The organism is Psychrobacillus sp. L3, from assembly GCF_042945595.1.
Lineage (GTDB): Bacteria > Bacillota > Bacilli > Bacillales_A > Planococcaceae > Psychrobacillus.
Genome location: NZ_CP168493.1, coordinates 1973984 through 1999862, shown reverse-complemented (window position 1 = coordinate 1999862; position 25879 = coordinate 1973984). Strand labels below are relative to the sequence as shown.

At 34.9% G+C, this 25879-nt stretch carries 30 protein-coding genes and 2 pseudogenes; 25 read left to right on the top strand and 7 right to left on the bottom strand.

Going from position 1 to position 25879, the window contains the following annotated elements; genetic code table 11:
* Window positions 1–39: 39 nt before the first annotated feature.
* The 11 genes from ACEPXD_RS09765 (at window position 40) to ACEPXD_RS09715 (ending at window position 8552) form a co-directional block, all read left to right on the top strand.
* Window positions 40–438, top strand: a complete 399-nt coding sequence (locus ACEPXD_RS09765; protein ID WP_391115777.1) for a DUF4181 domain-containing protein — start codon at window positions 40–42, stop codon at window positions 436–438.
* A 216-nt stretch (window positions 439–654) separates the two neighbouring features.
* Window positions 655–1068 (top strand): flavoprotein, encoded by a 414-nt coding sequence (locus tag ACEPXD_RS09760; RefSeq protein WP_391115776.1) that lies wholly within the window; start codon window positions 655–657, stop codon window positions 1066–1068.
* 155 nt (window positions 1069–1223) lie between these two features.
* Entirely contained in the window at window positions 1224–1559 is a 336-nt protein-coding gene (locus ACEPXD_RS09755; RefSeq protein WP_391115775.1) for a hypothetical protein, read from the top strand.
* Window positions 1560–1616: 57 nt separating this feature from the next.
* Entirely contained in the window at window positions 1617–2090 is a 474-nt protein-coding gene (locus ACEPXD_RS09750) for a DinB family protein (protein ID WP_391115774.1), read from the top strand.
* A gap of 151 nt (window positions 2091–2241) precedes the next feature.
* Window positions 2242–2988 carry a creatininase family protein gene (locus ACEPXD_RS09745; RefSeq protein WP_391115773.1) on the top strand — a complete coding sequence of 249 codons (747 nt, stop codon included), beginning with the start codon at window positions 2242–2244 and terminating at the stop codon, window positions 2986–2988.
* Between the two features lie 243 nt (window positions 2989–3231).
* Window positions 3232–3510 (top strand): hypothetical protein, encoded by a 279-nt coding sequence (locus ACEPXD_RS09740; RefSeq protein WP_391115772.1) that lies wholly within the window; start codon window positions 3232–3234, stop codon window positions 3508–3510.
* A gap of 1128 nt (window positions 3511–4638) precedes the next feature.
* On the top strand, window positions 4639–5130 hold the full coding sequence (locus ACEPXD_RS09735; RefSeq protein ID WP_391115771.1) for a sigma-70 family RNA polymerase sigma factor: 492 nt from the start codon (window positions 4639–4641) through the stop codon (window positions 5128–5130).
* Window positions 5131–6432, top strand: coding sequence for a DUF4179 domain-containing protein (locus ACEPXD_RS09730; protein ID WP_391115770.1), 1302 nt, complete (start codon window positions 5131–5133; stop codon window positions 6430–6432).
* Between the two features lie 503 nt (window positions 6433–6935).
* Window positions 6936–7373 carry a VOC family protein gene (locus tag ACEPXD_RS09725; RefSeq protein ID WP_391115769.1) on the top strand — a complete coding sequence of 146 codons (438 nt, stop codon included), beginning with the start codon at window positions 6936–6938 and terminating at the stop codon, window positions 7371–7373.
* Window positions 7374–7575: 202 nt separating this feature from the next.
* Complete coding sequence (locus ACEPXD_RS09720) at window positions 7576–7743, top strand: hypothetical protein (protein WP_391115768.1); 168 nt, start codon at window positions 7576–7578, stop codon at window positions 7741–7743.
* Window positions 7744–8081: 338 nt separating this feature from the next.
* Window positions 8082–8552: a class I SAM-dependent methyltransferase gene (locus ACEPXD_RS09715; RefSeq protein WP_391115767.1), complete on the top strand. Its 471-nt coding sequence runs from the start codon at window positions 8082–8084 to the stop codon at window positions 8550–8552.
* A 642-nt stretch (window positions 8553–9194) separates the two neighbouring features.
* On the opposite strand, the pseudogene ACEPXD_RS09710 reads toward ACEPXD_RS09715, so the two are convergent.
* Window positions 9195–10355: pseudogene (locus ACEPXD_RS09710) on the bottom strand (oxalate decarboxylase family bicupin).
* A gap of 561 nt (window positions 10356–10916) precedes the next feature.
* Between ACEPXD_RS09710 and ACEPXD_RS09705 the strand changes: the two are divergent.
* Window positions 10917–11243, top strand: coding sequence for a YnfA family protein (locus tag ACEPXD_RS09705; RefSeq protein WP_391123136.1), 327 nt, complete (start codon window positions 10917–10919; stop codon window positions 11241–11243).
* Window positions 11244–11513: 270 nt separating this feature from the next.
* Here the strand turns inward: ACEPXD_RS09705 and ACEPXD_RS09700 are convergent, their stop codons facing one another.
* Both ACEPXD_RS09700 and ACEPXD_RS09695 read right to left on the bottom strand, forming a co-directional pair.
* The gene (locus tag ACEPXD_RS09700) at window positions 11514–11915 is read right to left on the bottom strand and encodes a DUF2809 domain-containing protein (protein ID WP_391115766.1); all 402 of its coding nucleotides are present in this window, start codon (window positions 11913–11915) and stop codon (window positions 11514–11516) included.
* A 164-nt stretch (window positions 11916–12079) separates the two neighbouring features.
* A complete protein-coding gene (locus tag ACEPXD_RS09695; RefSeq protein WP_391115765.1) occupies window positions 12080–12610 on the bottom strand; it encodes a DUF4269 domain-containing protein in 531 nt (176 codons plus the stop codon).
* Between the two features lie 418 nt (window positions 12611–13028).
* Between ACEPXD_RS09695 and ACEPXD_RS09690 the strand changes: the two genes are divergently transcribed.
* From ACEPXD_RS09690 to ACEPXD_RS09680, 3 genes are all read left to right on the top strand, one after another.
* On the top strand, window positions 13029–13235 hold the full coding sequence (locus ACEPXD_RS09690) for a helix-turn-helix transcriptional regulator (RefSeq protein WP_391115764.1): 207 nt from the start codon (window positions 13029–13031) through the stop codon (window positions 13233–13235).
* A 124-nt stretch (window positions 13236–13359) separates the two neighbouring features.
* Window positions 13360–13632 (top strand): hypothetical protein, encoded by a 273-nt coding sequence (locus tag ACEPXD_RS09685; protein WP_391115763.1) that lies wholly within the window; start codon window positions 13360–13362, stop codon window positions 13630–13632.
* An 18-nt stretch (window positions 13633–13650) separates the two neighbouring features.
* Window positions 13651–14148, top strand: coding sequence for a hypothetical protein (locus ACEPXD_RS09680; protein ID WP_391115762.1), 498 nt, complete (start codon window positions 13651–13653; stop codon window positions 14146–14148).
* A 310-nt stretch (window positions 14149–14458) separates the two neighbouring features.
* On the opposite strand, the gene serC is transcribed toward ACEPXD_RS09680, so the two are convergent.
* Window positions 14459–15556, bottom strand: a complete 1098-nt coding sequence (gene serC, locus ACEPXD_RS09675) for a 3-phosphoserine/phosphohydroxythreonine transaminase (protein WP_391115761.1) — start codon at window positions 15554–15556, stop codon at window positions 14459–14461.
* Between the two features lie 452 nt (window positions 15557–16008).
* Here serC and ACEPXD_RS09670 point away from each other — a divergent pair, with 452 nt between their 5' ends.
* The 5 genes from ACEPXD_RS09670 to ACEPXD_RS09650 all read left to right on the top strand — a co-directional run bounded on the left by ACEPXD_RS09670 (window position 16009) and on the right by ACEPXD_RS09650 (window position 21305).
* On the top strand, window positions 16009–17763 hold the full coding sequence (locus ACEPXD_RS09670; RefSeq protein WP_391115760.1) for an ABC transporter transmembrane domain-containing protein: 1755 nt from the start codon (window positions 16009–16011) through the stop codon (window positions 17761–17763).
* Window positions 17763–19547, top strand: coding sequence for an ABC transporter ATP-binding protein (locus ACEPXD_RS09665; protein ID WP_391115759.1), 1785 nt, complete (start codon window positions 17763–17765; stop codon window positions 19545–19547). The genes ACEPXD_RS09670 and ACEPXD_RS09665 overlap by 1 nt, the downstream gene beginning before the upstream one ends.
* Before the next feature lie 90 nt (window positions 19548–19637).
* Complete coding sequence (locus ACEPXD_RS09660; protein ID WP_391115758.1) at window positions 19638–20348, top strand: cytochrome c biogenesis CcdA family protein; 711 nt, start codon at window positions 19638–19640, stop codon at window positions 20346–20348.
* A 17-nt stretch (window positions 20349–20365) separates the two neighbouring features.
* Window positions 20366–20737 (top strand): response regulator, encoded by a 372-nt coding sequence (locus ACEPXD_RS09655; RefSeq protein WP_391115757.1) that lies wholly within the window; start codon window positions 20366–20368, stop codon window positions 20735–20737.
* Between the two features lie 76 nt (window positions 20738–20813).
* Window positions 20814–21305 carry a CcdC family protein gene (locus tag ACEPXD_RS09650; protein WP_391115756.1) on the top strand — a complete coding sequence of 164 codons (492 nt, stop codon included), beginning with the start codon at window positions 20814–20816 and terminating at the stop codon, window positions 21303–21305.
* A gap of 44 nt (window positions 21306–21349) precedes the next feature.
* Here ACEPXD_RS09650 and ACEPXD_RS09645 read toward each other — a convergent pair whose 3' ends face one another.
* On the bottom strand, window positions 21350–21808 hold the full coding sequence (locus tag ACEPXD_RS09645) for a DUF2621 family protein (protein ID WP_391115755.1): 459 nt from the start codon (window positions 21806–21808) through the stop codon (window positions 21350–21352).
* Between the two features lie 114 nt (window positions 21809–21922).
* Between ACEPXD_RS09645 and ACEPXD_RS09640 the strand changes: the two genes are divergently transcribed.
* The 5 genes from ACEPXD_RS09640 (at window position 21923) to ACEPXD_RS09620 (ending at window position 24915) form a co-directional block, all read left to right on the top strand.
* Entirely contained in the window at window positions 21923–22138 is a 216-nt protein-coding gene (locus tag ACEPXD_RS09640) for a DUF1659 domain-containing protein (RefSeq protein ID WP_391115754.1), read from the top strand.
* A gap of 26 nt (window positions 22139–22164) precedes the next feature.
* A complete protein-coding gene (locus ACEPXD_RS09635) occupies window positions 22165–22377 on the top strand; it encodes a DUF2922 domain-containing protein (RefSeq protein ID WP_391115753.1) in 213 nt (70 codons plus the stop codon).
* 54 nt (window positions 22378–22431) lie between these two features.
* Window positions 22432–22554 (top strand): YvrJ family protein, encoded by a 123-nt coding sequence (locus ACEPXD_RS09630; RefSeq protein ID WP_151700032.1) that lies wholly within the window; start codon window positions 22432–22434, stop codon window positions 22552–22554.
* Between the two features lie 311 nt (window positions 22555–22865).
* Complete coding sequence (locus tag ACEPXD_RS09625; protein WP_391115752.1) at window positions 22866–23456, top strand: SCO family protein; 591 nt, start codon at window positions 22866–22868, stop codon at window positions 23454–23456.
* Window positions 23457–24234: 778 nt separating this feature from the next.
* Window positions 24235–24915 (top strand): lytic transglycosylase domain-containing protein, encoded by a 681-nt coding sequence (locus ACEPXD_RS09620; RefSeq protein ID WP_391115751.1) that lies wholly within the window; start codon window positions 24235–24237, stop codon window positions 24913–24915.
* 19 nt (window positions 24916–24934) lie between these two features.
* On the opposite strand, the gene ACEPXD_RS09615 is transcribed toward ACEPXD_RS09620, so the two are convergent.
* Together ACEPXD_RS09615 and ACEPXD_RS09610 are read right to left on the bottom strand one after the other, a co-directional pair.
* The gene (locus ACEPXD_RS09615) at window positions 24935–25183 is read right to left on the bottom strand and encodes a GlsB/YeaQ/YmgE family stress response membrane protein (protein WP_391115750.1); all 249 of its coding nucleotides are present in this window, start codon (window positions 25181–25183) and stop codon (window positions 24935–24937) included.
* Between the two features lie 73 nt (window positions 25184–25256).
* Window positions 25257–25765, bottom strand: a pseudogene (locus tag ACEPXD_RS09610) (cysteine hydrolase family protein).
* Window positions 25766–25879 lie beyond the last annotated feature (114 nt).

The following is a 25879-nucleotide window of genomic DNA, read 5'->3' as shown; positions in this document are numbered from 1 at the left end:
TGCACCAGAAATTCTGTGAAGTAAAAGGTGAGAAATGTGATGTGGCTAGCAATTGTCATTTGCGGTCTGTTAGTGAGTAGTGTTTACGTCCTAACAGCATTGGTAAAAAAGAAATTTAAGCTACCAAAGAAAATAAAACAAACTAAGTTCAATAAAAAAGGAACTTTTACCACGATATTAATTAGCATTATATTTACTATTGGAAGTATTATGGCAAATATAACTATTTACGAGAATGGTAACTATCGCAGTCTAAATCCTATTCCTCTTTATTTATGGTTATCATTATTTATTCTAGTTATATATAGTTACAGAGGCTATTTAATAAAAAAATCGGATGATGATTCTAAGGGATATTATATTTATTTTGCTTGGGCAGGATGGATTCCAATAGTAATAATAACTGCATATCTTACTACAGAGTTTTTATTGAACTAGTGTTACTCTAACAATATGAGTTAAGAGAATAGGACACTTTCAGATACTTCTTAGAAGAACAAAACAAATACACTAATTTTCGAATACTTTAACATACTCATCACATTTTATGCTTGGAGAAAATTAATGTTTTTATTGTAACTGTTGTAAATTGGAGTAATGAATCTGTATAGATATAAAAATTTTTTCCCAACAACTTTTTAGGAGGTTTTTTGGATGAATTCGTTCCGACAGTTTCTTGATACTTATATAGAAGTTTGGAAAGCTTCATCAATAAAGAAAATAGAAGAGTTAATAGCAAAGGATTATCAAGCCAGGGAAGTAAGAGATGATGAAATAATAGACTTTGGCTATGAAGAATCAATAGAAGGATGGAAACAGGGTTTTCATTTTATGATACAAAACAAAGCGCAGTGGAAGTTAGATGAAATTTCAATATTTCCTTTAAAAGATGGGGAAACAATGGTAATACTAACAGCTACTTTGATTGTTCAGGGGAAAAGATTAGAAACAGGTAATTTATTTTTTCAAACGTTTAAAAAAGATAAAAATGGCTCTTGGAAATTGGTGAGAAGTTATATAGAATCTGGCATTGTAATTGATAACCTCGCCCAAATGAATTTTCTTTGAATACAGGGGAATATCGAGTACCAGGTTCTAACTTCATTCTGAAGTTAATAAGAACATGGTACACAACATTCAGTATATAAAGATATTTAGAGGAGGTTTTATATTGAAAAAAATATTAATTCTTGGTGCTAGTGGGTTAGTTGGAGGTGAATACATTGAAAAAGGCAATAACAATAGGTTTAATTCTTGTTTCTATTTTACTTTCAGGATGTAATACGAACAAATTAAGCAGTGCTGAATTTACAAACACTACACCAGCCGTAATTAAAATAGACAACTTTACCTATCTAATGACCGATGAAACATTATCTACTAACGAGGTTGAAGAACAAATAGGAAAAGTTACTCAAATTCACGAAATTGTGTCTTACTCGGAAGACCAAAACCCATATAAAAGTCCGAGTAAAATTTTCAAAGTAAAGGATAAAAATATAGAAGAGGCAATAGCAATTCAAGTTAATAACAAACTATATAAAGCAAATATAAACTAATATACAGTTTTGATAATTGAGTGGAATCTAATTTCGAGTAGAAAAGGGGAATTTCAAATGGAACAAACAATTTTTCACCATATGGAAACAGTGCGAGGAATAACGGAGCAATCAATTCTAAAGACACCAGAAGAGCTTGCGGATATAGTACCAAAAGGTTTTAATAACAATATTCGCTGGAATTTCGGCCACTTAGCATATATTCAGGAATACCTGGTTTATGGAGTATTAGATGAAAAGATAAATCTTCCGAGCGAATATAGAGAATTTTTTAGAGCAGGAACTAAGCCAGCTGATTGGAAAGAAACACCTCCGTCATTAGCTGACATTTATTCCGTTTTATCTGAACAAAAAATAAGAATCCAAGAATCTCTTCAAGGGAATTTGCATAAAAAGCTACCAAAACCATTTACGAACCATTTTGGCGTCACTTTTCACACACTTGGAGAAACATTTCTCTTTAGCTTTTACCATGAAGCACTTCATCTGGAAACGATTAATAGAATATATCAATCCATTAAGGTCGAATGAGTTTGCAAAATGATAATAACAAACTGATCGAACCTATACATATGATTGGTCTCTTTAACGAAATAGATTAGTATTATGAAATAATTCATAGATGAACTTTATGGTGGAATTGAGACTAGATGTAGAAACAATAAAATTACGGAGGTCTTTTATGCTGAGTTATAAAAATTCAACAAAAGAGATTGTAGAAAGTGGAACAGAAACAGCTATTTTATCTGTTGGAGTTACCGAGCAGTTCGGACCATACTTACCAATGCATTTAGATACTTTAATTGCAGAAATGTATGCTGAATCATTTGGAAAAGCATTAAATGCTTATGTACTACCAACAATTCCTTTTAATACTTCTGAAGAGCATGCTAATTGTAAGGGAACAATTACCGTGAGCCCAATTGTTTTAACTACAATGTTGGAAGAAATAATCGTTAATTTAAAGAGACAAGGATTTAAAAAGTTTGTTTTATGCAATGGGCATGGCGGAGCATACTGGGAAGCATCTTTTGTAAAACATATGAACTATAAGTACCCAGAGCTAATTTTAATTACTACTTATCGTCATTTAGCATGGGAAGAAGCTTTAAAGGAAGCAGGGCTAGAAGGACTTAACGAAATCCATGGAGGGTTGCTATCAGTATGTACTGCTATGTGGTTATGTCCAGATTTAGTAAAGCTTGAATCTATGGGTTCCGACATACCGCCAGAAAATCGAAAGTTTGCCGATTATATCTTTTGGGATAAGTTAACAATGGATGGTTGTTGGGGAAAATTCGAAAATAATGTTTATACTCCTGAACAGCTTGTTGAAATAGGAAAAACATTTTGGACTTCATTTATTACCAAAAGAAGTGAGAATCTACAATTAATACTCGAAGAAGCATATCGCAAAAAAATGTCTTAAATAAATTACGTATACTATTCAGTTAGAAGAGTTAAATACTAACTACAAGTTGCACCTAATTTTAAAAGAGAAAGACCAAACGTGTGCATGCGTTTGGTTTTTTTATATCCAAATTTACCTGTTAAAGAAGGATTTTATTGTTGCTAGGGAGAATAATTAAATGTATATATTTAATGCTGAAATTAGAGATTTTGCGGATCGAAAGTAGTGAAAGAAAAACATGAATTGGGGACCAATAAAAAAATGAAGAAAACTTTTACAAGAAAATTAAAACCAATTATTTCATATTTTTTCGTTATGATCATCCTCTGCTGTTTGTCGTACATCCTCGTATACCAAGCTTCTTTTTTACCAAATGGTTATGAAATTGTATCCACGCAAAAAGAGGAAATAACGATCAAATCATTTAGTTTTATTGGAAAAAAAAAAATGTCCAAACCATATCATTTGGAAGAGATAACATATGGAAAGTTGAAGAAATCGAATATGAAGTTAAAAGACAAAATGATTTTTTGTGGATGATCTTTTCATTCGTAAGTATATCAGCGACTTTAATCGTCATGTACGTCCGAAATGGAATGCATGTTTTGAAGGCAATCTTTAAAAGTAATCTGATATTGGCTATATTAATTCCCCTCGTATCTTTAATAAGCGCATGGCAGAGAATCCAAAGCTTGATTCCTTGATGAACAAAAAAATTCGAGTACCAGGTTCTGGAATAATTCTGAATTCAATGATAACTTAGCACCTAACATTTAGAAAAGAGGTTTGCATAATAGAAAAAAACAGTATTTCACCAGTTATTTTAGTAATTTTGACAAACATTATTTTTATTGGCATAGCTCAATGTTTCTACGCTTTGATGTTAATAGACAAAAAGGGAATTACCATTTTTCTTCTTTTTTTCGTTCCTTTAATTATTGTGTCTATTAATTTAATCCTTTGGTTTAGTAAATTTAGAATCGAATTTTATCTGCATTGTATCTTTGCATACATAGGTTACTTTTGTTCCATTTTCATTTTTTATTTTATTAATTATATTAATGTAGATATATCAAAGTCAGAGGATTTTCCTCCTGGTGAAGCATATTGGGATTTATTTTTATTCGTCTGCATTCATTCGGCATTACAGTTAATTATTTTATTTCCCCTAAATATTGTTACATATTTACTTTACAGAGGAGCTTACTATTTTATTAAAAGAAAATAAAGTAATATTAGTGATCGTTATAACTCCAGAAAACGATGTCGTAATAGATAGTTATAAGTGTCGAGTACTAAGTTCTAATACCATTCTGAATTCAATAAGAACCTGATACTTAAAATTTGATTATTAATGTACCTTCTTTCCTTGCTGATAAAGGAAGTTGGATAGCGAGTTCACTATCGTGGTTGAACTCGTTTTTTATTGCTTAGGAAACTATAAAATCTATGGCATATAGATAACTTTCTACATGAGTTTCTACGTCCAGACTCCAGCGCCTTGCCCCTCGGGGGCAAATGTGAAAAAGCTGCTCCTGCGCAAGCTCGTCGCAGAAAAGCGTGCCTGACCGGGGCAGTCATAGGCGCTTGCACTTTTGTTCTAGAGCAAAAATAAAATGAACGATTTATCATTTCGAACTGTCTAATAGATAACGAGGGGGTGGGAGTGTGGATTTGGAAAAACGAGCAATTGCGGGTGAAGAACAGGCGTTAGTGGATCTATTGAAGCGACATGAGGATACGCTCTATAGGACAGCTTATGCGTACTTGAAAAATGAGCATGATGCTATTGAAGCGGTACAAGAGCTGACGTATCGAGCTTTCAAAAAAATTCATAGCGTCAAAGAACCCGCATACATAGCAACATGGCTTGTTCGAATTATCATTAATATTTGTTTAGATGTGAAAAAGAAGCAAGAGAAATTTATATATACTCATGATGTGGAAATCGCATCGACGGATCAGCGACCATTTGAAATGGCAGATATCATCGCAAGTTTGCCAACAGAACAACAGGAACTAATTTACTTAAAATATTTCCAGGATATGAAGAACGGGGACATTGCACAGCTGAAGCAAATTCCCGAAGGTACTGTGAAGTCGAGGCTACACACGACGTTAAAAAGATTACGCGTACTCATTGGAAAGGAGGGACTTTAAATGACTAACTTGAACGAGCAGGATTTGCAGAAGCTAAAGAAAGAATTAGAAGCGATTGAAATCCCTAATGAGGCCTTATATCAAGCACGTGTAAAGGCTGTGTATCGACATCGGTTGACCAAGAGGAGAAAACGCCGTCTGTATTCAGTTGCCAGTGTAGCTGCTATTATATTGTTGCTGTTTGTCACTTCCATTCGTGTGTCTCCCGTATTTGCACAAGCTATGGCCAAAATACCTGGATTTGTTTCCATCGTGAGCATGATTTCTTATGATAAAGGAATCAGTGACATTGTCAAAAATAATTACTATGAGGAACTTGGAATTGTGGTAACGGAGGGCAATTATACCTTGACTTTGCAGGGTGTCGTGGCTGATCATTCGGGTATGACTATATTCTATCAGCTTGAATCCCCCTTTGATCATTGGTGGGTAAATTCTTTAGAGGTGTCTCAACAAGGCATTCCATTTGGTGTCATAGATTCCTACATGGCACGTCCAGGTGCAGGAACTGTACATGAAGGCAACGTTGAAATTATGTCTACCGATGATTTATCATATGACAATATGACATTTGAATTTAATTTACACTTGAGTGATGCAACAGAAACAGAAACAAGGTTCTCTGTACCATTCATACTCACCAAGCCTATTCAACAACCAAAAGTATATGAATTGAACCAAGCCGTTGTCGTAGATGGTCAAATAATTAACATTAAACAGTTGAAAATTTCGCCGTTACGTGCAGAAATCCGACTAGCTGCTGACGAACAAAACACGATGCAATTACTAAAATTTACATGGGTACGGTTGATTGATGAGAATGGCGAAGATTGGGGTCAACCAAGAAATAGCTCGGGGGGCTTACACAATTTGCTTGACGGCGAAGTGAGCCTGTTTTTACAAAGCAATTACTTCCGGGAGCCGAAAAAATTAACGTTAGTGATGGAGAGGATTCAAGCCATTCCAAAAGGCTCCGACTATATCGAGGTAGATTTCGAGCAAAAGAAAGTGCTGTATGTACCGAGTGAACTAGATATTGAAGTTCAAGTACCATCACGCAATACATTGGAAGTCACTTATCCATCTGGCGGTTGGGTACTATTTTCTGGGATGGTGGATCAAGAAGGCAACGATATTAGTAGTAATCTAAAGGAAACATATTTTAGCAGAGAAGAACCTTATGTTACAGAAGTCTCTACATTTGATTTTAATAATGAAGTGAATCCAATTCGTTTCAATATTAATAGCTATCCGCTGTATTTGGACGGTAAGGCGGAAATTGACATTCCACTTAATGAATAGGCTTCAACCTCTTTAAAAATTGTTACTAAAACATACAATAAGCGCCACCACCATGAGCAAGTAAGTCCTCATAGCGGTGGCGTTTATTATCTTTTAGGCCCGATCAATGTACTCAGCAAAATGTATAAACACTATCATTCAAGCTGTTTTTCTAAACCATCTTGAACGAAGGTCTCCGTTGCTTACACATCGGAATTCATTCACGGGTTGTTGGAAATTCTGAATACACTCACTCATGACAAAAGTTAATCCAACCACAACTGAAACGATTCTAGCGTAATTTATTTTAATCATCCAAAAAGGAGTAGTTTTGTAAAAAAGATTGATAATTTATAATAAAGTTTGATTAAAAATCCTGTGTTGATATGCAGGATTTTTTCTTGCTCTACAATCGGGCCAGTTTGTTGAAGAAGGATATTTTCTGTTTTTAGCGAATTAGAATTACAAACAAACTTATCAAGAATACAGGTTATTGCAAAATAGGAACATAGGAGGTATGAGAATTGAATATCCATAGAATAGATCATGTAGGTGTAATCGTAAATGATCTCTCTGCCGCTAAAGAGTTTTTTCTCGATTTTGGACTTGAGGTGAAAGGGGAATGGGAAATGGAAGGAGAGTTGATGGGATATGCTGTTGGGCTTAATGATGCTAAAGTAGCGTGTGTAGGATTGGGAACGCCAGACGGTCAGACATGGATAGAGCTAATCAAATTTTATTCACCGTCAGATGAAAAAGATATTCAGAAACCTTTTGCAAATACCCTGGGTATCCGGCATATCGCATTTGCTGTTGAAGATATTGAAACCGTTGTTGCCAAATTGAAAAAGAAAGGTATGGAAATCTTTAGTGAGATACAAAACTATGAAGAAAAATATAAGCTATGCTACTGTCGTGGGCCAGAGGGAATTATTTTAGAGTTGGCGGAGCAAATCAAATAAATTAAGGGTAATTAATAGTTATCGGGCCAATAATTGATGAAATTTGACATACCGCAAGTGAAATAAGTAACCATGTCGATAAAGTAGTTCCGCAAGCTGGAGCTATTATCGCACAACACTGGTAGAAAATAATCAATCTTTTTTATAAAACCAATCTTAAATCTACTAGAAAAGAATCCATTTTGATCAATCTTTTTTCAAAATGGATTCTTTTTTTTGTAAAATGCTGGCTTGTGGGATTTTTTTGATCAAACTTTATTTCAAAGCCACAAAAGGGATAGGCATATTAAAGTTATCGAGTGCAGATGTTGTAATGGAGACAATCGTGTATACGATTGGAAGAAATGATCAATCAAAACATGTCTTATAGCACTCACAGCAATCCCAATGGAACGATAGCAACGTTCATCCAGCTCTATAGAATGAATAAGGCGTTGCTACCAACGAAGGACTAGTTCAGGTAGTGTAATGATATCTAATCCTTTCTCAACCATAACCATGATGACATATCTTACTCAAACAAAAAGAAGTAATTTGAAGTAATTTATTGAATAAAGAAAGTTATGTAAAACTGAGGCAAAAAACATTTCTTTTTGAGGTGAATAATGAATAACAAAGTAACAGAAAGCTATAACCAGCTTGCAAATGATTATGAGCACAATGTAGATAAAATAGAGCCTATTTAATACGGAATATGAAAGACCAGCGATGATAAACCAACTTCCATCTGATAAAAGCAATAAGAAGGTTTTAGATGCAGGATGTGCAGCGGGCTGGTATACGTCTCAGTTAGTTAAATTAGGTTCTGACGTAACAGCAACAGATATTAGTCCTAACATGGTAGAAGCTACTAAAAGGCGGATTGGAGATAACGCGGAAGTTTTGTGTTTAGATATAGAGAATAAATTACCTTTTGAAGATGAATCTTTTGATTTAATCGTAAGCTCTTTAGTTCTTCATTATATAAAGGATTGGAGCAAGCCTTTTAGCGAGTTTCGCAGAATGTTGAAACCAAATGGGAAGTTGCTTTTTTCAGTCCACCACCTATTTATGGATATTAAATTGTCCAAAAACGATGATTCCTTTTCAAATGAATTGATAATTGATCAATGGGAAAGAGAAGGTAAATTGATTGTAGTACCATTTTATCGACGTCCACTTCATGAAATAATGAATTAAACCCTTGCGTACTTTACACTTGAAAAAGTAATTGAACCACAACCTACAAAAGAATTTCACATGAAAGAGCCAGTAAAGTATGAAAGACTAATGAAGAACCCGCATTTTATGATTGTAAAAGCATTGAAAGATAAATAGATATAGAATGTTATTATTGGAATTATTGTTCGTTATATTGCTGTTCATCCCTGTCTCGTAAAATCATTTAGTTATTTTAAAGTTAGTGGTGGTGTTGATTTGAATTACTTTATTCTTTTATTTTCTTTTTTAGTATCGACGGTTGCATCTGTGCAGATATTGAAAAGCAGAAACAACAAGCGGTTGGCGATGTTATTGGCTTTTTTCATAAATGTTTTTGTTTTAATTACAGCAACTTGTTTTTTATATAGCTTAAATGAAGAAGCAAAAATGTTTGGCTTTGGTTATACTGGTTTATTAATGTTGATTTTTTCGATTCCAATAATAACTTGGATAAACTTCTTTATTCTTCAGTTTGTAAGAAAGAGGAACATCTTTTGACTTAAAAACGAGACTTGTTGTTATGAGCAAGTCTCGTTTTTATGTTTTCGAGATTATTAATATTCACCTTATTAACGACTAAACTCTGATCAATTATTATTTAGGATAGTAGGAACCCCCCGGCTACTTGACGACCGGATATTTCACTTTGTGTAGCGCATTCAATAATTCTGGTACAACATGCAAATTGTCTCTAACCAGATCGCGAGGGGGAAGCGCAATCCATTGATTTAATGACACATCGACAAAGCAATCGCTCTTGAACATTTCTAAAAACCATAAAGTTTGATCCCCAGTAATCTGAATATAGTCCACTAGCAAATGGTATATAGCCGACATCACCAGCTCTATAATCAAATGTACGGGCACTGCCATTCCCAGCAAATACCGTCATACGTCCCTGTCCTGAGAGATAATATTGCCACTCATCATTATTCGGATGCCAATGTAATTCTCTCATTGCGCCAGGTTCAATTTCAACAAGTGCAGCTGCGATATTTATAGATATAGGAAAATTAGAAGAGTCTACGATTCGTACGCTGCCCCCAGGTGTCTTAAATGGTTTTTGTGCAAGCAGCTGATGTGTGAAGCTTTGGGGTATAGTTCCAAAAGGGGACTCGACTTTCTGACTTTCAAGCGGACCAGGCACCTTGTCTTGATAGATATAGACTTGCTCAGATTGGATGTGGTCAAAGACACTAATTGGTACACCAAAATTGGCAGATAGTACATCCTTTGGAGTGTGAGCAAACCAATCGGAAATGGATAAGGTGTTCAGATCCGAAAAAGTCCCGTCGTCAAAGACAAGCAGAAATTCGCAGTGTTCTAACCCTTTAATGGAATGTGGAAGACCAGTTGGAAAGTACCACACGTCCCCTGGACAAACATCTGCAATGAAATTGCGTCCTTCTGCGTCGATTGACGTGATACGCGCTCTACCTAATATCATATAGGCCCATTCTGCTTGCTGATGCCAGTGTAATTCCCGAACTCCACCAGGTGTCAAGCTCATATTTACACCTGCAAGTGTAGTAGCTACGGATAGTTCCCTAACGGTGATTTCCCTTGACCATCCTCCTAGATTTAATTTCATGGTAGTGTCCGAGAACGAAAATTTTAGATTAGGGAGCAAGCCAGCATCCGTTTTGGTGGAACGAGCAATTCAGGATTTTCAAGATCCCGCATAATATCCCAAGGACCGGTATCATACCCTCCAGTACCGTTATTTCGGATGGGTTGTGGCACATTTTCGTACATACCATAATTCTGTTCCGAGTTTTCCATTTCATAAACTCCTCTCAGTGGAAGCGTTCATTGCATAATCTGATATATGATGCTGCATCTAAGTAAATAACCAAACAAAAGCTTTTATTCAGATAAGGTATATTTTATCAAAGAGGTTTTTCGACAAATAAATGATAGGACGAATTAGAACATATGAAAAATCTGGTATGGTAAAATTGCTAATAATGAGCAATAAAAAATGGGGTAAAACTAGTGGAATTGCAAACTGAATCACTGGAGGTAATAAAGAATGAAAATAAACTCGACTCTAATTCAATTCGCAATAATTATAATCCTAATATTTGGCGGAACTTTTACTCTTCGATATTTTAGAACAGGCCAACTTTTGCTAGACCAAATTATAGGATTTGTCTTAGGGGTTGTTCTTCTACTATCCGCAGTAGTCTGGAGGAAAAACAACAAACAATCTAATTACTAAAAATGGTGACAATCTTTGTTGATTTTCCGTGCGTTAGACAGGAAACACTTATAAGGTACTTTATTCGCGGGATAGAGGATGAAAAATTAGAATTAATAAGTGTTCAAGGAAGTGATTGGGATATGTTTTATGCAATAATATTATTTATTTTCGCAGGACTTGCTGAAATCGGTGGTGGTTATCTCATTTGGTTATGGTTAAGGGAAAGTAAACCGGTTTATTGGGGTGTTTTTGGTGGGATAGCTTTGGCGCTATATGGGGTTATCGCTACATTTCAGTCATTCCCAACGTTCGGTAGGGTTTATGCGGCATACGGAGGGGTTTTTATCGTTCTTTCTGTATTATGGGGTTGGGGAGTAGATAAAAAAACACCGGATTTATATGACTGGATAGGTGCAATTATATGTTTGGTTGGTGTCTCTGTGATGTTGATGGCACCAAGGCATTAGAAACGTCCATTGTATTTCAATAATGTCTGAAGTGTCAAATATAAAAAAAATGGGACAGATATTTTAATAACTCAAACTCTAAAGACCGAAAATGACAGATATGCCTTGATATAGCATGCTAAACTGCCAATACATTATGGGAACAATTTTATCAGAGAGATTGATTAGTGTTGATGCACTAATCAATCTTTTTAATATCATCATTTTCTACCATGGAAGAACATTTCAATAATAAACCCTATTAACAACTTACTTTTCATTTCCTTTTATTCAGCATATTCTTTTAATATATCTTCTCTGAATGAATACAAGCATCACCTTATCCAAAATAGTGGCGACCATAATTCCTGCTGCATATCGAATCAGGTCCAACGTAAGAAATCCTTTACCTAAAATCAATGCTCCGAGCAAAGTACCTCGAATCAGATTGATCCACTCTGCTTGATACAGCTGACTGAATTCAATGCCAAAGCTGAAAGAGAAACTAAGCCAGATTGCTGTCACTAAGCTTTTACGTACTAGAAGGAAACGAAATCCGAAATAAACCATCATTGCCCACATCATATCCCCAGTATTCTGAGCAATAAATAAAGGAAGTGAAAGGCTGTATTTTCTGGAGGATAGACCTAATAAAATGCTAATAATAATAGCAATCATATAAACTATTCTCATTTTAAGATGACCCTTTTTGAAATGTTTGATTTTAGAAAGCAATTAGATCACTCTTTGACATGTATTGGTATTCTTTTATTGTGAAAATACAAGTAGTGAATGGTAGAAGTAAGCATTATTTGTTATCAATCACCACTAAATAGGTCGTCCTTGCAATAAAGAAATTAAATGATTTGTTTACGTTTACCGAATTCTAAAAGTGCATCATACGAATCACCTTCTAACCCCAGTAGTTTGCAAAAAGCAAGCTCGGTTTTATATCCTCGTTCTTTTAATATAATTATTTCATCTTTGAGACAAGGGGTATCATTCAGTATTGATTTTTCAATTATCATATGGAGATAGGCATATTGTTCTATTACTGGTTGAGGTTGACCAAATAGTTCAAATTCAAACCCCTCAAACGTAAAATTTGCTTTGATTACTGGTACATTTCGGATTGAAAGCTTTTTTAATTTGAAATCTTGGTAAATTCCATACAAAGTAGTAACCTTTTGCTCAAATGAAGTGAACTCTACAACATTCATTATGATATCTAAGTCTGAACTTACTATATCAATCCCTAAAGGTAAAGTACCACAAAGCATGGGATGATATTCAGATAAGTTATGCATGATTCCCAAGTTTTCAATAGCTAAATAAGCTCGTTTTTGATTTTTGTTTCCGAACTGTAAGTAATCAATTGTTTCAAACATACCACTCCTGCCTCCCTTTAAGAACATTAATTTATCTGATACATCAACGGTTTAGACAAACACTTTCTGGGGAAAAATATTTTCCATTCGTTTGTTAAAATTTGAATTCTAAACACTTTTTGTATTTATTGTAACTAAGAAGAACAATTTGTACAAAATTTTTCCCAACTTTAATATCTTTTCAATAATCCTATTACTTTTTAAACGAATTTATTGTTTATTAACATTTTCTAAGAAATATACGACTTTCTATCCAACAGAGAATATTCGCAATATATAAAGGACGATTCAGTAACTCAACTGAAAGAAATCCTTTTTTTTCATCTTAAAGTAAAGTAAACTTATCTTAAAGTAAAACCAACTATACAAAATGACCGGTAAACTATACAATTAGAATAGAACGTTTGGAGGGAGCAGTTTGCTAAAAAATCGAGTGAAAGAATTAAGGGCCAGATTTAATTTGACGCAAGGGGACCTTGCAGAGAAAACAGGCGTAACAAGGCAAACAATTGTTTCTTTGGAAAAAGGAAGTTACACACCTTCATTACTACTTGCAATGAATATTGCAGAAGTGTTAGGAGAGCAAATTGAACAGATTTTTTATAAGGAAGAGGACCCAAAATGAGTATATACATTACATTTACTTTAAAGGCGTTACTTTACATATCTCTCGCTATGATGGTATGACTTTGTTAAAATTGAGCGAATTTTTTTATTGATGGGAAGTGGATACATCGACGAATTTTATAATGGTCAAGAAAAAGAAGCATGCCCAAATTAAAGATTATATTATTCCTGAATATGATGTCCAAGATGAACGTGCAGTTGTGATTACTGGAAAAGCAGTTCGCTATGCATTTGTCTTTATTCTACTTTATATATTTCTAATGCTTGGTTCTTATAAGTTTATACCAGATTATTTTCTCGATTATCCTTGGCATCATATTTTTACAACCGCTTCGATACCGGTTTTTGGGTTGATCATTTATTTACTTACGTTTAAATACTTTTATGCTCGTTAATAGATAGGAGAATGTTTGATGAGAAATTTATCGATAGCGATTATTTTACGCATATTATTAATTATTTCCTTAGCACTGCACATATTAACTTCAGTGAAGTCCGCTCAACTTTCAGAAATGCTTAGGAATAAAGAGATAAGTTATGATTTTTATATGGAAAATGATATCAATACAACTTACTACACTATTCCATTTTTAATATTGGTTTTACTAAATACTTGGTTTGCAAACTTTTCTTCTAAAAAAAGAAATAATGGTAGAATTCTTATGAAGGAAATAGTCATTCCTGAAATGAATTTGGAAGATGATGAAAGGGAGTCTGTAATTACAGGAAATTCTGCGAAAGCAGCGTTATCTGTCATCATTGTAGCAACCTTTGTAATGCTAGTCAGTTTTCCATTGGCTACAACATTATTCGATGATGTTATAACATATTCAGTATTTACTATTGCTGCTCTGCCGATAATTGGTCTTTTAACTTACTTCATAACATACAAAATGCTATATTCACGGTAAAAAAATGGTTCTTGTCACTACATTTAATATTCCAAGTCCATAGATAAAAAGCTATTGAGAATGCTTTCAAACATTTTCAATAGCTTTTTATAGCATGTTATTGAAATATTCTTGATCTACATCTAATTGTTTCTTTAATATAGTATTCCACATCTTCTTCCCGTAATCTTTTTCTACTCTTGAAATCTTCGTATATTTGAATGTGACATCCTCTTGTAATTTATGATAATACCAAACACAATTTGGGTGACTGCACGAACAAAAAGACCTTGCCATTCAAGATGATTGAACGGCAAGGTCTTTTAAGTTTTTAGCAATGCTTGTTCTGAAATTGAACCATGAACTCAGCAAGTGCTTTACATACTTCTAATGGGACAGCATTATAAGTAGAAGCTCGGCAACCACCAACAGAACGATGTCCATTTAGACCGACAAAACCAGCTTCTTTTGCTTCGGATAAAAACAGTGTTTCTAATGATTCATCAGTAACCCGGAAGGTGATGTTCATAAGTGAACGGCTCTCCGGTGTTGCATGTCCTGTGTAAAAACCATTGCTATTGTCAATTGCATCATAAAGTACTTTCGCTTTAACCTCATTATTTTTAGCAATTACCTCTAGTCCACCTTTTTCTTCTACCCACTTGAGCACTTCACCTAGCATATAAATACCAAATGTAGGTGGTGTGTTATATAAGGAATTACTGTCTACATGTGTCCTGTATTTTAAAATAGTCGGAATTTCCTCGTTTGCTTTTACAAGTAAGTCTTTGCGAACAATCACAACTGTCACACCAGAAGGTCCAAGGTTTTTCTGCGCACCAGCATAAATCATGCCAAATTTACTTATATCAATTGGCTTCGACATAATATCACTCGACATATCTGCGATTAATGGAATCTCACCGGTGTCAGGAAAAGCAGACCACTGCGTACCGTAAATCGTATTATTCGATGTTACATGAACATATAAGTCGTCTGGATGAAACTGAAGATCTTCTAGTGTAGGAATGTTTTGGTATCTATTCGATTTTGTACTTGCTACTTCATATGGTTCCCCATATAGTTTAGCTTCTTCCAATGCTTTCTCTGACCAAGATCCCGTCATTATGTATCCCGCTCGTTGGCCAATTTTTAAGAAGTTCATAGGTATCATTGAAAACTGGAGGCTAGCTCCACCTTGAAGAAAAAGCACTTCATAATTATCAGGAATAGAGTATAGCTTTCTCATTCGAGAGATTGCTCCATTATGTATATCTTCAAATGCGGCATTACGGTGACTCATCTCCATGATAGACATACCTGTCCCACGGAAATTAACAAGTTCTTTTTGAGCTTTCTCCAGAACTTCTAGAGGTAGAGCGGAAGGACCTGCATTAAAATTAAAAGTCCGTTGATTTGATTGATCCAAAATAAACACTCCAGTCGAATTGATTCATTTTTATTTATTATATACGCTTTTACTAGCTAGACAATGAAACTAGCGAATTTTTTTAAAAAAAGTGAATAAATTGTTAACTTTACTAAACTAACAATGTAAAACTGATAGCAATACCTTAAGTCGTTGTTACGAATAAGTACTTTCTATGTCCGAAACTGGGGGCTAGGTGGAGATAACTAAGATTTAGGTGCTTATAGACTTCGTGTAGGTGCGCATAGCCGCGATTTAGGTGATTATAGCGCAGATGACTTCTTTCTATGCGTGCTACCGCTGTTGAGGTACAGATAATCCCGATTAAGCTCATATTGTTTTTACATGAAAAGTATTTCAAAATCCGAATAATTTCGTTTTCTTATCTTTCCCAATGTTCAAACATTTGCTAAACTAGTAAAGTCTTAATATATAAACATGGGGGAAATAAAGTGAAAGTATTTTTAGATTTGGGATGGTTTTTTAAAGAGAGGAAAAAGCAGTATTTAATTGGGATTCTCATGCTTATGTTTGTAGCATTTCTCCAGCTGCTTCCACCAAAAATAATTGGTCTTATTGTAGACGAAATAAGCGAAGGAACATTGAGTAAAGCATTTCTAGTCAAATGGCTTGGAATTTTAGCACTTGCAGCTATTGGGATGTACATTCTCCGCTATTATTGGCGCATTATGATATTCGGTTCTTCTATCTTCTTAGCAAGACAGCTTAGAGAAAAATTGTTTCATCACTTTACGAAAATGTCTCCATCGTTTTATCAGAAAAAACGCGTGGGAGATTTAATGGCTCACGCAACAAATGACTTGTCCGCCGTTCAACAAACAGCAGGTGCTGGTGTTCTAACACTTGTCGATTCAATTACTACAGGTGGATTTGTAATAGCTGCCATGGCAATAACGATAAACTGGAAGCTTACGTTAATTGCACTTATCCCACTGCCTTTAATGGTGATATTAACGAGCTATTACGGAAAATTATTACATCAGCGTTTTCGTTATGCCCAAGAAGCATTTTCTGATTTAAATGACAAGGCACAAGAGAGTATTTCTGGCGTAAAGGTTATCAAAACATTTGGACAGGAAAAAGAAGACACGGAGGACTTTGTGCAGTTATCACAAGAAGTCGTGGATAAAAATATCCATGTAGCAAAGGTCGATTCATTATTCGATCCGACAATCTCACTCATTGTCGGCATGTGTTTCTTTTTATCCATTGTTTTTGGAACTCGATTTATCCTCGCTGAAGAAATGTCGATTGGTGATTTATTTGCATTTACGCCATATTTAGGGCTTCTTGTTTGGCCAATGCTTGCCTTTGGTTGGTTATTCAATATTGTGGAACGTGGCAGGGCTTCCTATGACCGAATTACGAATTTATTGGACGAAAAAGTGGAAATTGATGATATAGAAGATGCTTTAGAACAAAAGCCGGAAGGGGACTTACACTTTAATATAGAAGAGTTTAAATTTCCTGGAGATGATCGAGTAGCTATGCACGATGTTCGTTTCACGTTGAAGCGTGGTGAAACATTAGGCGTAGTCGGAAAAACCGGTTCAGGAAAGACGGCAATCTTAAAACTATTAATGAGAGAATTTGAGGGTTATGAAGGACAGATCATCTACGGAGATCATTCCATTGACAAATATAAAAAACGTAGCTTACGAGAAGCAATTGGTTATGTTCCTCAAGATCACTTCTTGTTTTCTACGACCGTTGCAGGCAATATTGCTTTTGCAAATGCAGATGCGACAACAGAGCAAGTTCACGAAGCAGCAAAACTCGCTTACATTCATGAAGACATATTACAGTTTACAGAAGGCTATGACACAATTGTAGGGGAACGAGGGGTATCTCTTTCAGGTGGACAAAAGCAACGTATTTCGATTGCACGTGCATTAATGATGGAGCCTGAATTACTTATTTTGGATGATTCTTTATCAGCAGTGGATGCACGAACGGAAGAAGCTATTTTAGAAGCATTGAAAGCAAAACGGACGGATGAAACAACAATCATTACATCTCATCGTCTCAGTGCGATTCAACATGCCCACCAAATTATTGTCATGAGTGAAGGGACCATCATTGAAAAAGGGTCTCACGAACAATTAATGGAAGTAAAAGGAGTATATTTTGAAATGTATCAATTGCAGCAACTAGAGACATTAGTTGAAAAGGGTGGTGAAGAGTAATGAATGAAAAGCAGCCACAGCTTACAGGAAAAGATCAGTGGAACATACTAAAAAGATTATTAACATTTTTAAAACCACATGCAAAAGTAATTAGTATTGCATTATTTTTACTAATATTAACAGTAACCGGAGATATACTCGGACCATATTTAATCAAAACATTTATGGATGGCTATTTAACTCCAAGAAATTTTCCTACTGGACCACTAGTCGGATTAGCACTTGGTTATGTGTTTATTCAAGTAGGAAATGTTGTCGTTAGTTATTTTCAATTATTGAAATTCCAGGAGATCGCACTGAAAATTATTCAACAAATGCGCATTGATGTGTTTACTAAAGTGCATAAACTAGGGATGCGATATTTTGACAAAACACCTGCAGGAAGTATTGTGTCACGTGTGACGAATGATACAGAAGCGATAAAAGATATGTTCGTTAGTGTATTAGTAGGGTTTGTACAAAGTGGATTTTTAATAATAGGTGTGTACATTGCTATGTTCATATTGAATGTTAAATTAGCATTGTTCGCAACAATATTATTACCAATAATGTTTGTTGTTATAAAAACATATACAAAATATAGTTCCGTTGTTTATCAAGATTTACGTGAACGACTAAGTCAACTAAACGCAAAGCTTGCAGAGTCGTTGCAAGGGATGACAATGATTCAAGCCTTTAGGCAAGAAGACAGATTACAAGATGAATTTAATGATATAAACGACTCGCATTGGAATGCAGGAAAACGGAATATCAAGCTGGATAGTATTCTCTTACGTCCTGCAATCGATTTAGTGTACGCTTTAGCGATTATCATGGTACTAAGTTATTTTGGGATTACTTCTATGAATAACGTCGTTGAAGTTGGAGTTATATACGCATTTGTCACCTATATAGACCGTTTCTTTGAACCAATCAATCAAGTGATGCAACGACTATCTATTTTTCAACAGGCAATTGTTGCGGCTTCTCGAGTGTTCAAGCTATTAGATGAAGAAGATTTAGCTCCAGTTCAAAAAAATGTAGAAGAAGCTAACATTGATCAAGGGAAAATTGAATTCCAAAATGTGACGTTTTCGTATGATGGAAAAACAGATGTACTGAAAAATATTTCATTTACAGTGGAACCAGGTCAAACTGTTGCTCTAGTAGGACATACAGGAAGCGGAAAAAGTTCTATTATTAACTTACTCATGCGGTTCTATGAATTTGAACACGGTGATATTAAAATTGACGGTCATTCTGTCAAAGATTTTAAAACAGAGGTAATTCGTGAAAAAGTTGGTCTAGTTTTGCAAGATCCATTTTTATTCTTTGGGGATATTGAAAGCAACATAAGATTGCATGCCAAGGAAATGACCGATGAAGAAGTGAAAGCCGCTGCGGAATTCGTTCAGGCGAATAATTTTATTGAAAAACTACCGTATGCTTACAAACAAAAAGTAACGGAAAGAGGCTCTACCTTCTCGAGTGGACAAAGACAACTAGTAGCATTTGCACGAACGATTGCAACAAATCCGAAAATACTCGTATTAGATGAGGCAACTGCGAATATTGATACAGAGACAGAAGTAGCTATACAAAGTAGTCTAGAGAAAATGCGGAAAGGACGGACAACTATTGCAATTGCTCATCGGTTAAGTACGATACAAGATGCTGAATTAATATTAGTACTCCATCACGGAGAAATAGTAGAACAAGGAACTCATCAACAACTATTGAAAGAAAAAGGTTTATATCATAAATTGTACTTACTTCAAAACAGTGTAGTGGAGGAAATCGCCTAAAAGAGTCAAAAAGCTGTCACAAGCTTTAGTAGAGTAAAAGTGTGAAAAATTTGGTACGATAGGGACAGTAAATTGGAAAGGAAGACTGCCGTGAGTACCGAAATAAATTTATTATTGGCATTTGGGGCGGGGTTTTTAAGTTTTATCTCGCCTTGTACCTTGCCCTTGTATCCTGCATTTTTATCCTATATTACAGGAATGACTTTAGAAGAAATAAAAACCGATAAGAAACAAATGCAAAAAAGAGGAATGTTACATACATTATTCTTCTTATTAGGATTTTCCATTATCTTCGTTGCAATCGGATTCGCAACATCATTTGTAGGCACATTTTTCATTCAATATGATGATCTGCTTCGTCAAGTTGGAGCAATATTTATTGTCATTTTTGGTTTAGTCATAGTAGGGATCTTTAATCCAGCGTTCTTAATGAAAGAAAAGCGTCTTCAGTTTAAAAATCGTCCTGCTGGTTATTTTGGAACAATTTTAATCGGAATGGCATTTGCTGCTGGTTGGACGCCATGTACTGGACCGATTTTAGCTGCAGTAATAGTTATGGCTGGATCGAATCCTGATGCTGGGATGTTGTATATGCTAGCCTATGTCTTTGGATTTGCTATTCCATTTTTCGTATTGTCATTCTTTGTCACGCGTCTTAACTGGATTCGTAAAAATAGTAACTTAATCGTAAAAGTTGGCGGTTATATTATGATTGCTCTTGGAATCCTATTATTTTTTGATGGTTTAACTTATATTATTCAAATTCTAAGTCCAATTTTCGGAGAATTTCAAGGATTTTAAAAGAAGGAGGCATGATAATGCCAACAGTATTAGTAGTAGACGATGCAGTCTTCATGCGCGCAACTATAAAAAGAATGCTAGAGAACCATCAATTTGAAATAATTGGTGAAGCAACCAATGGTAAAGAAGCTGTAGAAAAGTATCGCGAATTATTGCCAGATGTAGTGACAATGGATATTACAATGCCAGTTATGACTGGTATTGAGGCAGTGAAAAAGATTATGACGGAGTTTCCAGAAGCAAAAATTGTGATGGTTACTGCACTAGGTCAACAAAAACTGATTGTTGAAGCAATTGAAAGTGGGGCAAAGGATTTTATCACGAAACCTTTTAATCCAGATCAAATTGTACAGATATTGCAAAATGTAACGAATTGGAATGAAAATTGATTCTAAAAATGTTCAGTTTACTGTCTAAAAGTTGTTCGTAACAAAGTAAAAGACTTACAAGATATGGGGAATTCTTATGTTTGATAAAATCCAACCTAATATTATGATTATTATTTCCTCCGTCTTTGCGATCGGAATGGGGATACTCGTAACGACCATTCGAGCAAAAGCTGCCAAAAAACCTGCAAGTGTCAAAAAGATATTATTACCACCGTTATTTATGTCTACTGGTGCACTCATGTTCATATTTCCATACTTTCGAGTAACAGGTATGGAAATATTTGAGGCAATCGCAGTAGGCATGCTATTCTCTACTGTACTTATTTGGACCTCGAAGTTTGAACGAAGAGATGGAGAAATCTATTTAAAGCAATCTAAAGCTTTTATTTTCATCATTATTGGATTGCTAATAGTTCGTATAGTAGGAAAGTTAATACTAAGCTCAACCATTGATGTTGGACAGCTTAGTGGTATGTTTTGGATATTAGCTTTTGGAATGATTGTACCTTGGCGTTTTGCTATGTTTTTGCGGTATAAAAAACTCCAAAAAGCCGGAGCCATTGAATAAAAAATAAAAGCGAGTACTTCATAGAAATGAAGTACTCGCTTTTATTATTGCGCCTTTTTTTTACTTTCAGATTCCTGAAAGAACTTGTTAAATGGGGTAACGTCTATTTCCATCTCTGCTAATTTTTTTCGCAGAAATTTATGATCTCTTTTTGGAGTAGCTATTATATAGCCGCGAATTAGTAACTCACGAGTAATCGAGATCGCTTTTTCTTCAAGTGCTAGCTGACCAATTTTACCAGCAATTTTTTGTTTTGCCACTGGTCTAAAAAGTTCTGGCACAGGACTTACTAATTCATTTAAAAGTGCTTTTTGATCGTCATTCCAAAGATGGATAGTGTTATCTACATAATATGCTTCCCAATCTAAATCCGATTTGCCATCGTCCTTTGGAAGAGCCTTAAGGAATTTTCGGAACATGAAGAATCCGCCGATGGCCATTAAAACTACTAAAACAACAACCCAAAATAGAATAAACCACAAAAACCAACCAGTTAATTCCAAACTATCACCTCATTTTTCTATCTTAAGTATAAGATGTTCCGATAAAAATTTCACTCTCTTTGTATCCTTTCTTTCAATAAGTTTCTATTTACTAGTTGAAAGGAGGTGATACACATGGCAAACCTAGAATATAAGCAAGCAGTATTAAAGTTAGTATTTGAAGGAGGCTTGACGAAAGAAGGGAAAATGGTGACGAAATCCAAATCTTATCATAACATTCAAGCAAGTGCATCTGCGAACGGTTTAGATACAGTTGCTACAACACTTGCAAACTTTTCGAATAATCCCTATATTGGGGCTGAAAAAGTGGAAACAATGAATTTAATCTAACTTAAAATTAGTAGGGGGGAAAAGACATGACAAAGTCTTTACAATTGCAATTCGAAACATCAAGCGGGAAAAGATTAATGGTAACTGTTGATGATCCGAAAGAATCACTAACGAATACAGAAATCGACGTTGGGATGGAAGCGATTATTGCTAGTAATGTCTTTCATGTAGAAGGTATACCACTGTCGATTGTAAAAAGTGCAAGAGTAGTAGAACGCAACGTCACACAAATTATCTAATAATTTTAGACTCTCCAGCATTGGAGGGTCTATTTTTAAAAGGAAGTGAATAATATGGAACAGTGGCTTTCATTGATTCAAGATGTAGGCTTTCCTATATTTGTGTCATTTTACTTAATGCACCGTGTAGAAAGCAAACTAGAAGAAATCAAACATGCACTGTTATCTTTAAAATAAGCTACGATAGATGTAATTGTTAATTTAGAAATATTTACTTGATTGTAGTGGAAGGCGGCGTGTCTTGGTGAGACCCCGCTGGAACGAAGGAAAGGAACGCCACCATGACCAACATTCTATTGCCTGGGGAGGCTTACGGACTGCTAAGCTAGTAAGCGTTCGCCTGCAACGTCAATCACCAGTGGAGGTTAACAGAGCCTAAAATAAGCTCTCCATTCACAAAACTGTTGAAAATGACGAGACAAGGTAGTTGAAGGAACAAAATTCTTTCGATAAGATAAGATTATGAACAAAAAAGAGAGGTCTCATAGATGAAGAAATTAATAGCTATTATTTTTGTATCATTACTTGTCCTTGCAGGTTGTGGAAGTAGTGGAAATTTTGAAGCACAAACAAATTGGGAAGTGCAAGATTTCAATTATGTAAACCAACATAATAAAAAGGTTTCGTTAGAAAGTATGAAGGGAACTGTTTGGCTAGCTACATTTGTCTTTACAAACTGTACTTCCGTTTGTCCTCCGATGACCTATAATATGAGCGATATTCAAAAAATGCTTGTAGATAAAGGAATAAAAGATTACAAAATCGTTGCTTTTAGTATAGATCCAGAAATAGATACTCCTCAGAAGCTTCAAGAGTACCTAAAAAACTATGACGTAGCTGATGAAAGTAAATGGCAGCTTCTAACTGGTTATAAACAAGATGCAATTGTCAAGTTCGCAGAGAAATCATTTAAAGCTTTAGTTATAAATGACCCGAAATCCGACCAAGTAATTCACGGTACCCTCTTTTATTTAGTAGACCAAAACGGCGTAGTTGTAAAAAACTATAGTGGAGTGTCAGATGTACCAAAAGAGGAAATTGTGATGGACATGGAAAATTTAATTGAAGACGGTAAATAACGAAGCAGCCTATCCCAGCGATAGGTTGTTTTTTACTGGGGTTTTTTCTGCATGATCTACCTAGGTTATTTAGGACCATAAAGGCAAGATGCACTTAAAGGTGATTGCACTTTTCTTAAAGAATAAGAAAGTTTATGAATTTCCATGCCAGGAACAGGTTGATTTCCACTCCAATCAACCGTGCAATTAAGTAAGAAAATATGCTTCGTAAAAATAATGAACTATTACTTTCCATTGTTTATCTATAGGGCAAGTGGAACCTGAAAAATAGTTAGCATTTATTGATAAAGAAGCGCTGAGCGGACGAAATCGCATTGAAGTCCGCTTTTTAAAGAATAGGTAAGTTTCTAATCTCTCATTAACCAAACCAAATGAACCAAGTCTCTACATATTCAAGAGGGCGACGGACAAACATCCGCCACAAGATTACCGAAAATAGAGGATCTGGAAGTGATTCAGTAACTTCCGGATTCTCCATAAAACTCATTATTAATAGCATTGCAAATGTTTAGTCCAAAGCACTCTGGAAATAGTAAAGACAAGATGCACTTAAGGACGATTGCACTTTTCTTATTATTTTATAACCATCTTTCCAATCCTTTTATTTTTAGGCTACTGTTTAATTTGATTTTATGCTATTGTTTTCCTAGAAGATAAACCGAGACAAAATTTTGTTTATAAGAATTTTGTGGAATTAATATCCAATCGTTTAATTAGTATCAAAAATACCAATGCTTGTAGAATATAAAAAGTAATTTATGGAGTAGGTGAAGGAAAGATGAAACAAAAAAAGAAAACGTCTTATAAAGTAAAATTATGGACCATTATCTTACTTCTTCCTCTTACGATTACTATTTATATTTTAGCAATCATTGGGTGGCATGAGCTTCAGAAAATACCAAAAATTCAAGAATGGGCGGCATCTATACAGCAAGGACCGAATGGTAAAAAATTAGATGTTCCAAGTGAATACATTCCTATATACAAAAAAGCTGCGGAGAAATATGGTATACCGTGGACACTTCTTGCTGCACATCACCGAATCGAAACAAAGTTTTCAACAATGGATCCTTTGCTTTCTCCATTTGGAGCAGAAGGGCATATGCAGTTTATGCCATGTACATTTGTAGGTTGGTCACATCCTAGTTGTGGTGGTTTAGGTAAGGGTGAAATACCAGAGAAGGATAAGATTGATCCTGAAATTATTGCAAAATATGGCGGATATGGGGTAGATGCAAACGGAGACGGAAAGGCAGATCCATTTGATTTAGAAGATGCAATCTTTAGTGCAGCCAATTATTTAGCGGCAAGTGGAGCTGCAAACGGAGAGATAGAAAAAGCAATTTTTCATTATAATCATAGTGAAAAATATGTGGAGGATGTTCTTCATTTTTATCATTTGTATGAAAGTCAGTTAGATGAAATACAAGCTGCTTCTATTAAAAAGGCTGGACTCTAATGGTCCAGCCTTTTGATCATTATCTACGCATAGATTTTAAGATTAGACTTAAAATTGCTACTAAAATAATCGCTCCAATTAAAGCAGGAATAATTGCCATTCCCCAAATAACTGGACCCATATCTGAGAAGATTAATCCACCAATCCAAGCCCCTATAATACCAGCAATGATGTTACCTATAATTCCACCTGGAATGTCTCTACCTAAAATTAAACCTGCTAACCATCCAATAATACCACCAATAATTAAATATAGAATAAATCCCATTGAATCCAACTCCTTTAAAATGTTTTATATGGTAACACTCTATATATAACCGTTAAGGAGAAGGACTAAACATTTATGAATTATTTTTTATAACAGTAGCACCAAGGGTATTTTTAAAATGATCTAAAGCCCATTTATGTCCTACTTCATTGAAGCTGACCACAGCATCCTCATGAACAACAATCGAAAAACCCAAGTTATAGGCATCGACTGCAGTATGGAGCACACAAATATCTGTACAGACACCAATTATATGAACTTCCTCTATTTTCCGTTCTCTTAAAAGCTGTAGTAAATTTGTACCAGCAAAAGAGCTGTAGCGTGTTTTATCCATCCATATAATTCACGTCCTGGCGAATTACAAATATTATGAGGAGGGAACAGTTTTGTTTCAGGATGAAACTCAATGTTCTGTTCATGTAAATCGACGGGAAAAACTACTAAATCGTTATTAATTTTAAATTCATTCGTTAATCGAACAATTGCACTCTCTATTTTTTGCCCAGTTTTTCCACATGTTAGTGCTCCATTTTCCGCAACAAAATCTACAGTATAGTCAACTACTACTAATGCTTTTCTCAAATTAAAACAACACCCTCGCCTTTTTCTTTTATTATGGATTAACTAAAAAATAAAGCTAAAAAATAATTAAAAAAATGTTCGAAATATTTTGCTTTTTGACTTTAAAAGTATTAT

What these genes read in the sequence shown, in the direction of transcription:
- ACEPXD_RS09765 (WP_391115777.1), top strand. Translation starts at nt 40, where the DNA reads ATGTGGCTAGCAATTGTCATTTGCGGTCTGTTAGTGAGTAGTGTTTAC.
- ACEPXD_RS09760 (WP_391115776.1), top strand. Translation starts at nt 655, where the DNA reads ATGAATTCGTTCCGACAGTTTCTTGATACTTATATAGAAGTTTGGAAA.
- ACEPXD_RS09750 (WP_391115774.1), top strand. Translation starts at nt 1,617, where the DNA reads ATGGAACAAACAATTTTTCACCATATGGAAACAGTGCGAGGAATAACG.
- ACEPXD_RS09745 (WP_391115773.1), top strand. Translation starts at nt 2,242, where the DNA reads ATGCTGAGTTATAAAAATTCAACAAAAGAGATTGTAGAAAGTGGAACA.
- ACEPXD_RS09740 (WP_391115772.1), top strand. Translation starts at nt 3,232, where the DNA reads ATGAAGAAAACTTTTACAAGAAAATTAAAACCAATTATTTCATATTTT.
- ACEPXD_RS09730 (WP_391115770.1), top strand. Translation starts at nt 5,131, where the DNA reads ATGACTAACTTGAACGAGCAGGATTTGCAGAAGCTAAAGAAAGAATTA.
- ACEPXD_RS09720 (WP_391115768.1), top strand. Translation starts at nt 7,576, where the DNA reads ATGGATTCTTTTTTTTGTAAAATGCTGGCTTGTGGGATTTTTTTGATC.
- ACEPXD_RS09715 (WP_391115767.1), top strand. Translation starts at nt 8,082, where the DNA reads ATGATAAACCAACTTCCATCTGATAAAAGCAATAAGAAGGTTTTAGAT.
- ACEPXD_RS09705 (WP_391123136.1), top strand. Translation starts at nt 10,917, where the DNA reads ATGTTTTATGCAATAATATTATTTATTTTCGCAGGACTTGCTGAAATC.
- ACEPXD_RS09700 (WP_391115766.1), bottom strand. Translation starts at nt 11,915, where the DNA reads ATGAGAATAGTTTATATGATTGCTATTATTATTAGCATTTTATTAGGT.
- ACEPXD_RS09695 (WP_391115765.1), bottom strand. Translation starts at nt 12,610, where the DNA reads ATGTTTGAAACAATTGATTACTTACAGTTCGGAAACAAAAATCAAAAA.
- ACEPXD_RS09685 (WP_391115763.1), top strand. Translation starts at nt 13,360, where the DNA reads ATGGTCAAGAAAAAGAAGCATGCCCAAATTAAAGATTATATTATTCCT.
- ACEPXD_RS09680 (WP_391115762.1), top strand. Translation starts at nt 13,651, where the DNA reads ATGAGAAATTTATCGATAGCGATTATTTTACGCATATTATTAATTATT.
- ACEPXD_RS09665 (WP_391115759.1), top strand. Translation starts at nt 17,763, where the DNA reads ATGAATGAAAAGCAGCCACAGCTTACAGGAAAAGATCAGTGGAACATA.
- ACEPXD_RS09655 (WP_391115757.1), top strand. Translation starts at nt 20,366, where the DNA reads ATGCCAACAGTATTAGTAGTAGACGATGCAGTCTTCATGCGCGCAACT.
- ACEPXD_RS09650 (WP_391115756.1), top strand. Translation starts at nt 20,814, where the DNA reads ATGTTTGATAAAATCCAACCTAATATTATGATTATTATTTCCTCCGTC.
- ACEPXD_RS09640 (WP_391115754.1), top strand. Translation starts at nt 21,923, where the DNA reads ATGGCAAACCTAGAATATAAGCAAGCAGTATTAAAGTTAGTATTTGAA.
- ACEPXD_RS09635 (WP_391115753.1), top strand. Translation starts at nt 22,165, where the DNA reads ATGACAAAGTCTTTACAATTGCAATTCGAAACATCAAGCGGGAAAAGA.
- ACEPXD_RS09630 (WP_151700032.1), top strand. Translation starts at nt 22,432, where the DNA reads ATGGAACAGTGGCTTTCATTGATTCAAGATGTAGGCTTTCCTATATTT.
- ACEPXD_RS09625 (WP_391115752.1), top strand. Translation starts at nt 22,866, where the DNA reads ATGAAGAAATTAATAGCTATTATTTTTGTATCATTACTTGTCCTTGCA.
- ACEPXD_RS09620 (WP_391115751.1), top strand. Translation starts at nt 24,235, where the DNA reads ATGAAACAAAAAAAGAAAACGTCTTATAAAGTAAAATTATGGACCATT.
- ACEPXD_RS09615 (WP_391115750.1), bottom strand. Translation starts at nt 25,183, where the DNA reads ATGGGATTTATTCTATATTTAATTATTGGTGGTATTATTGGATGGTTA.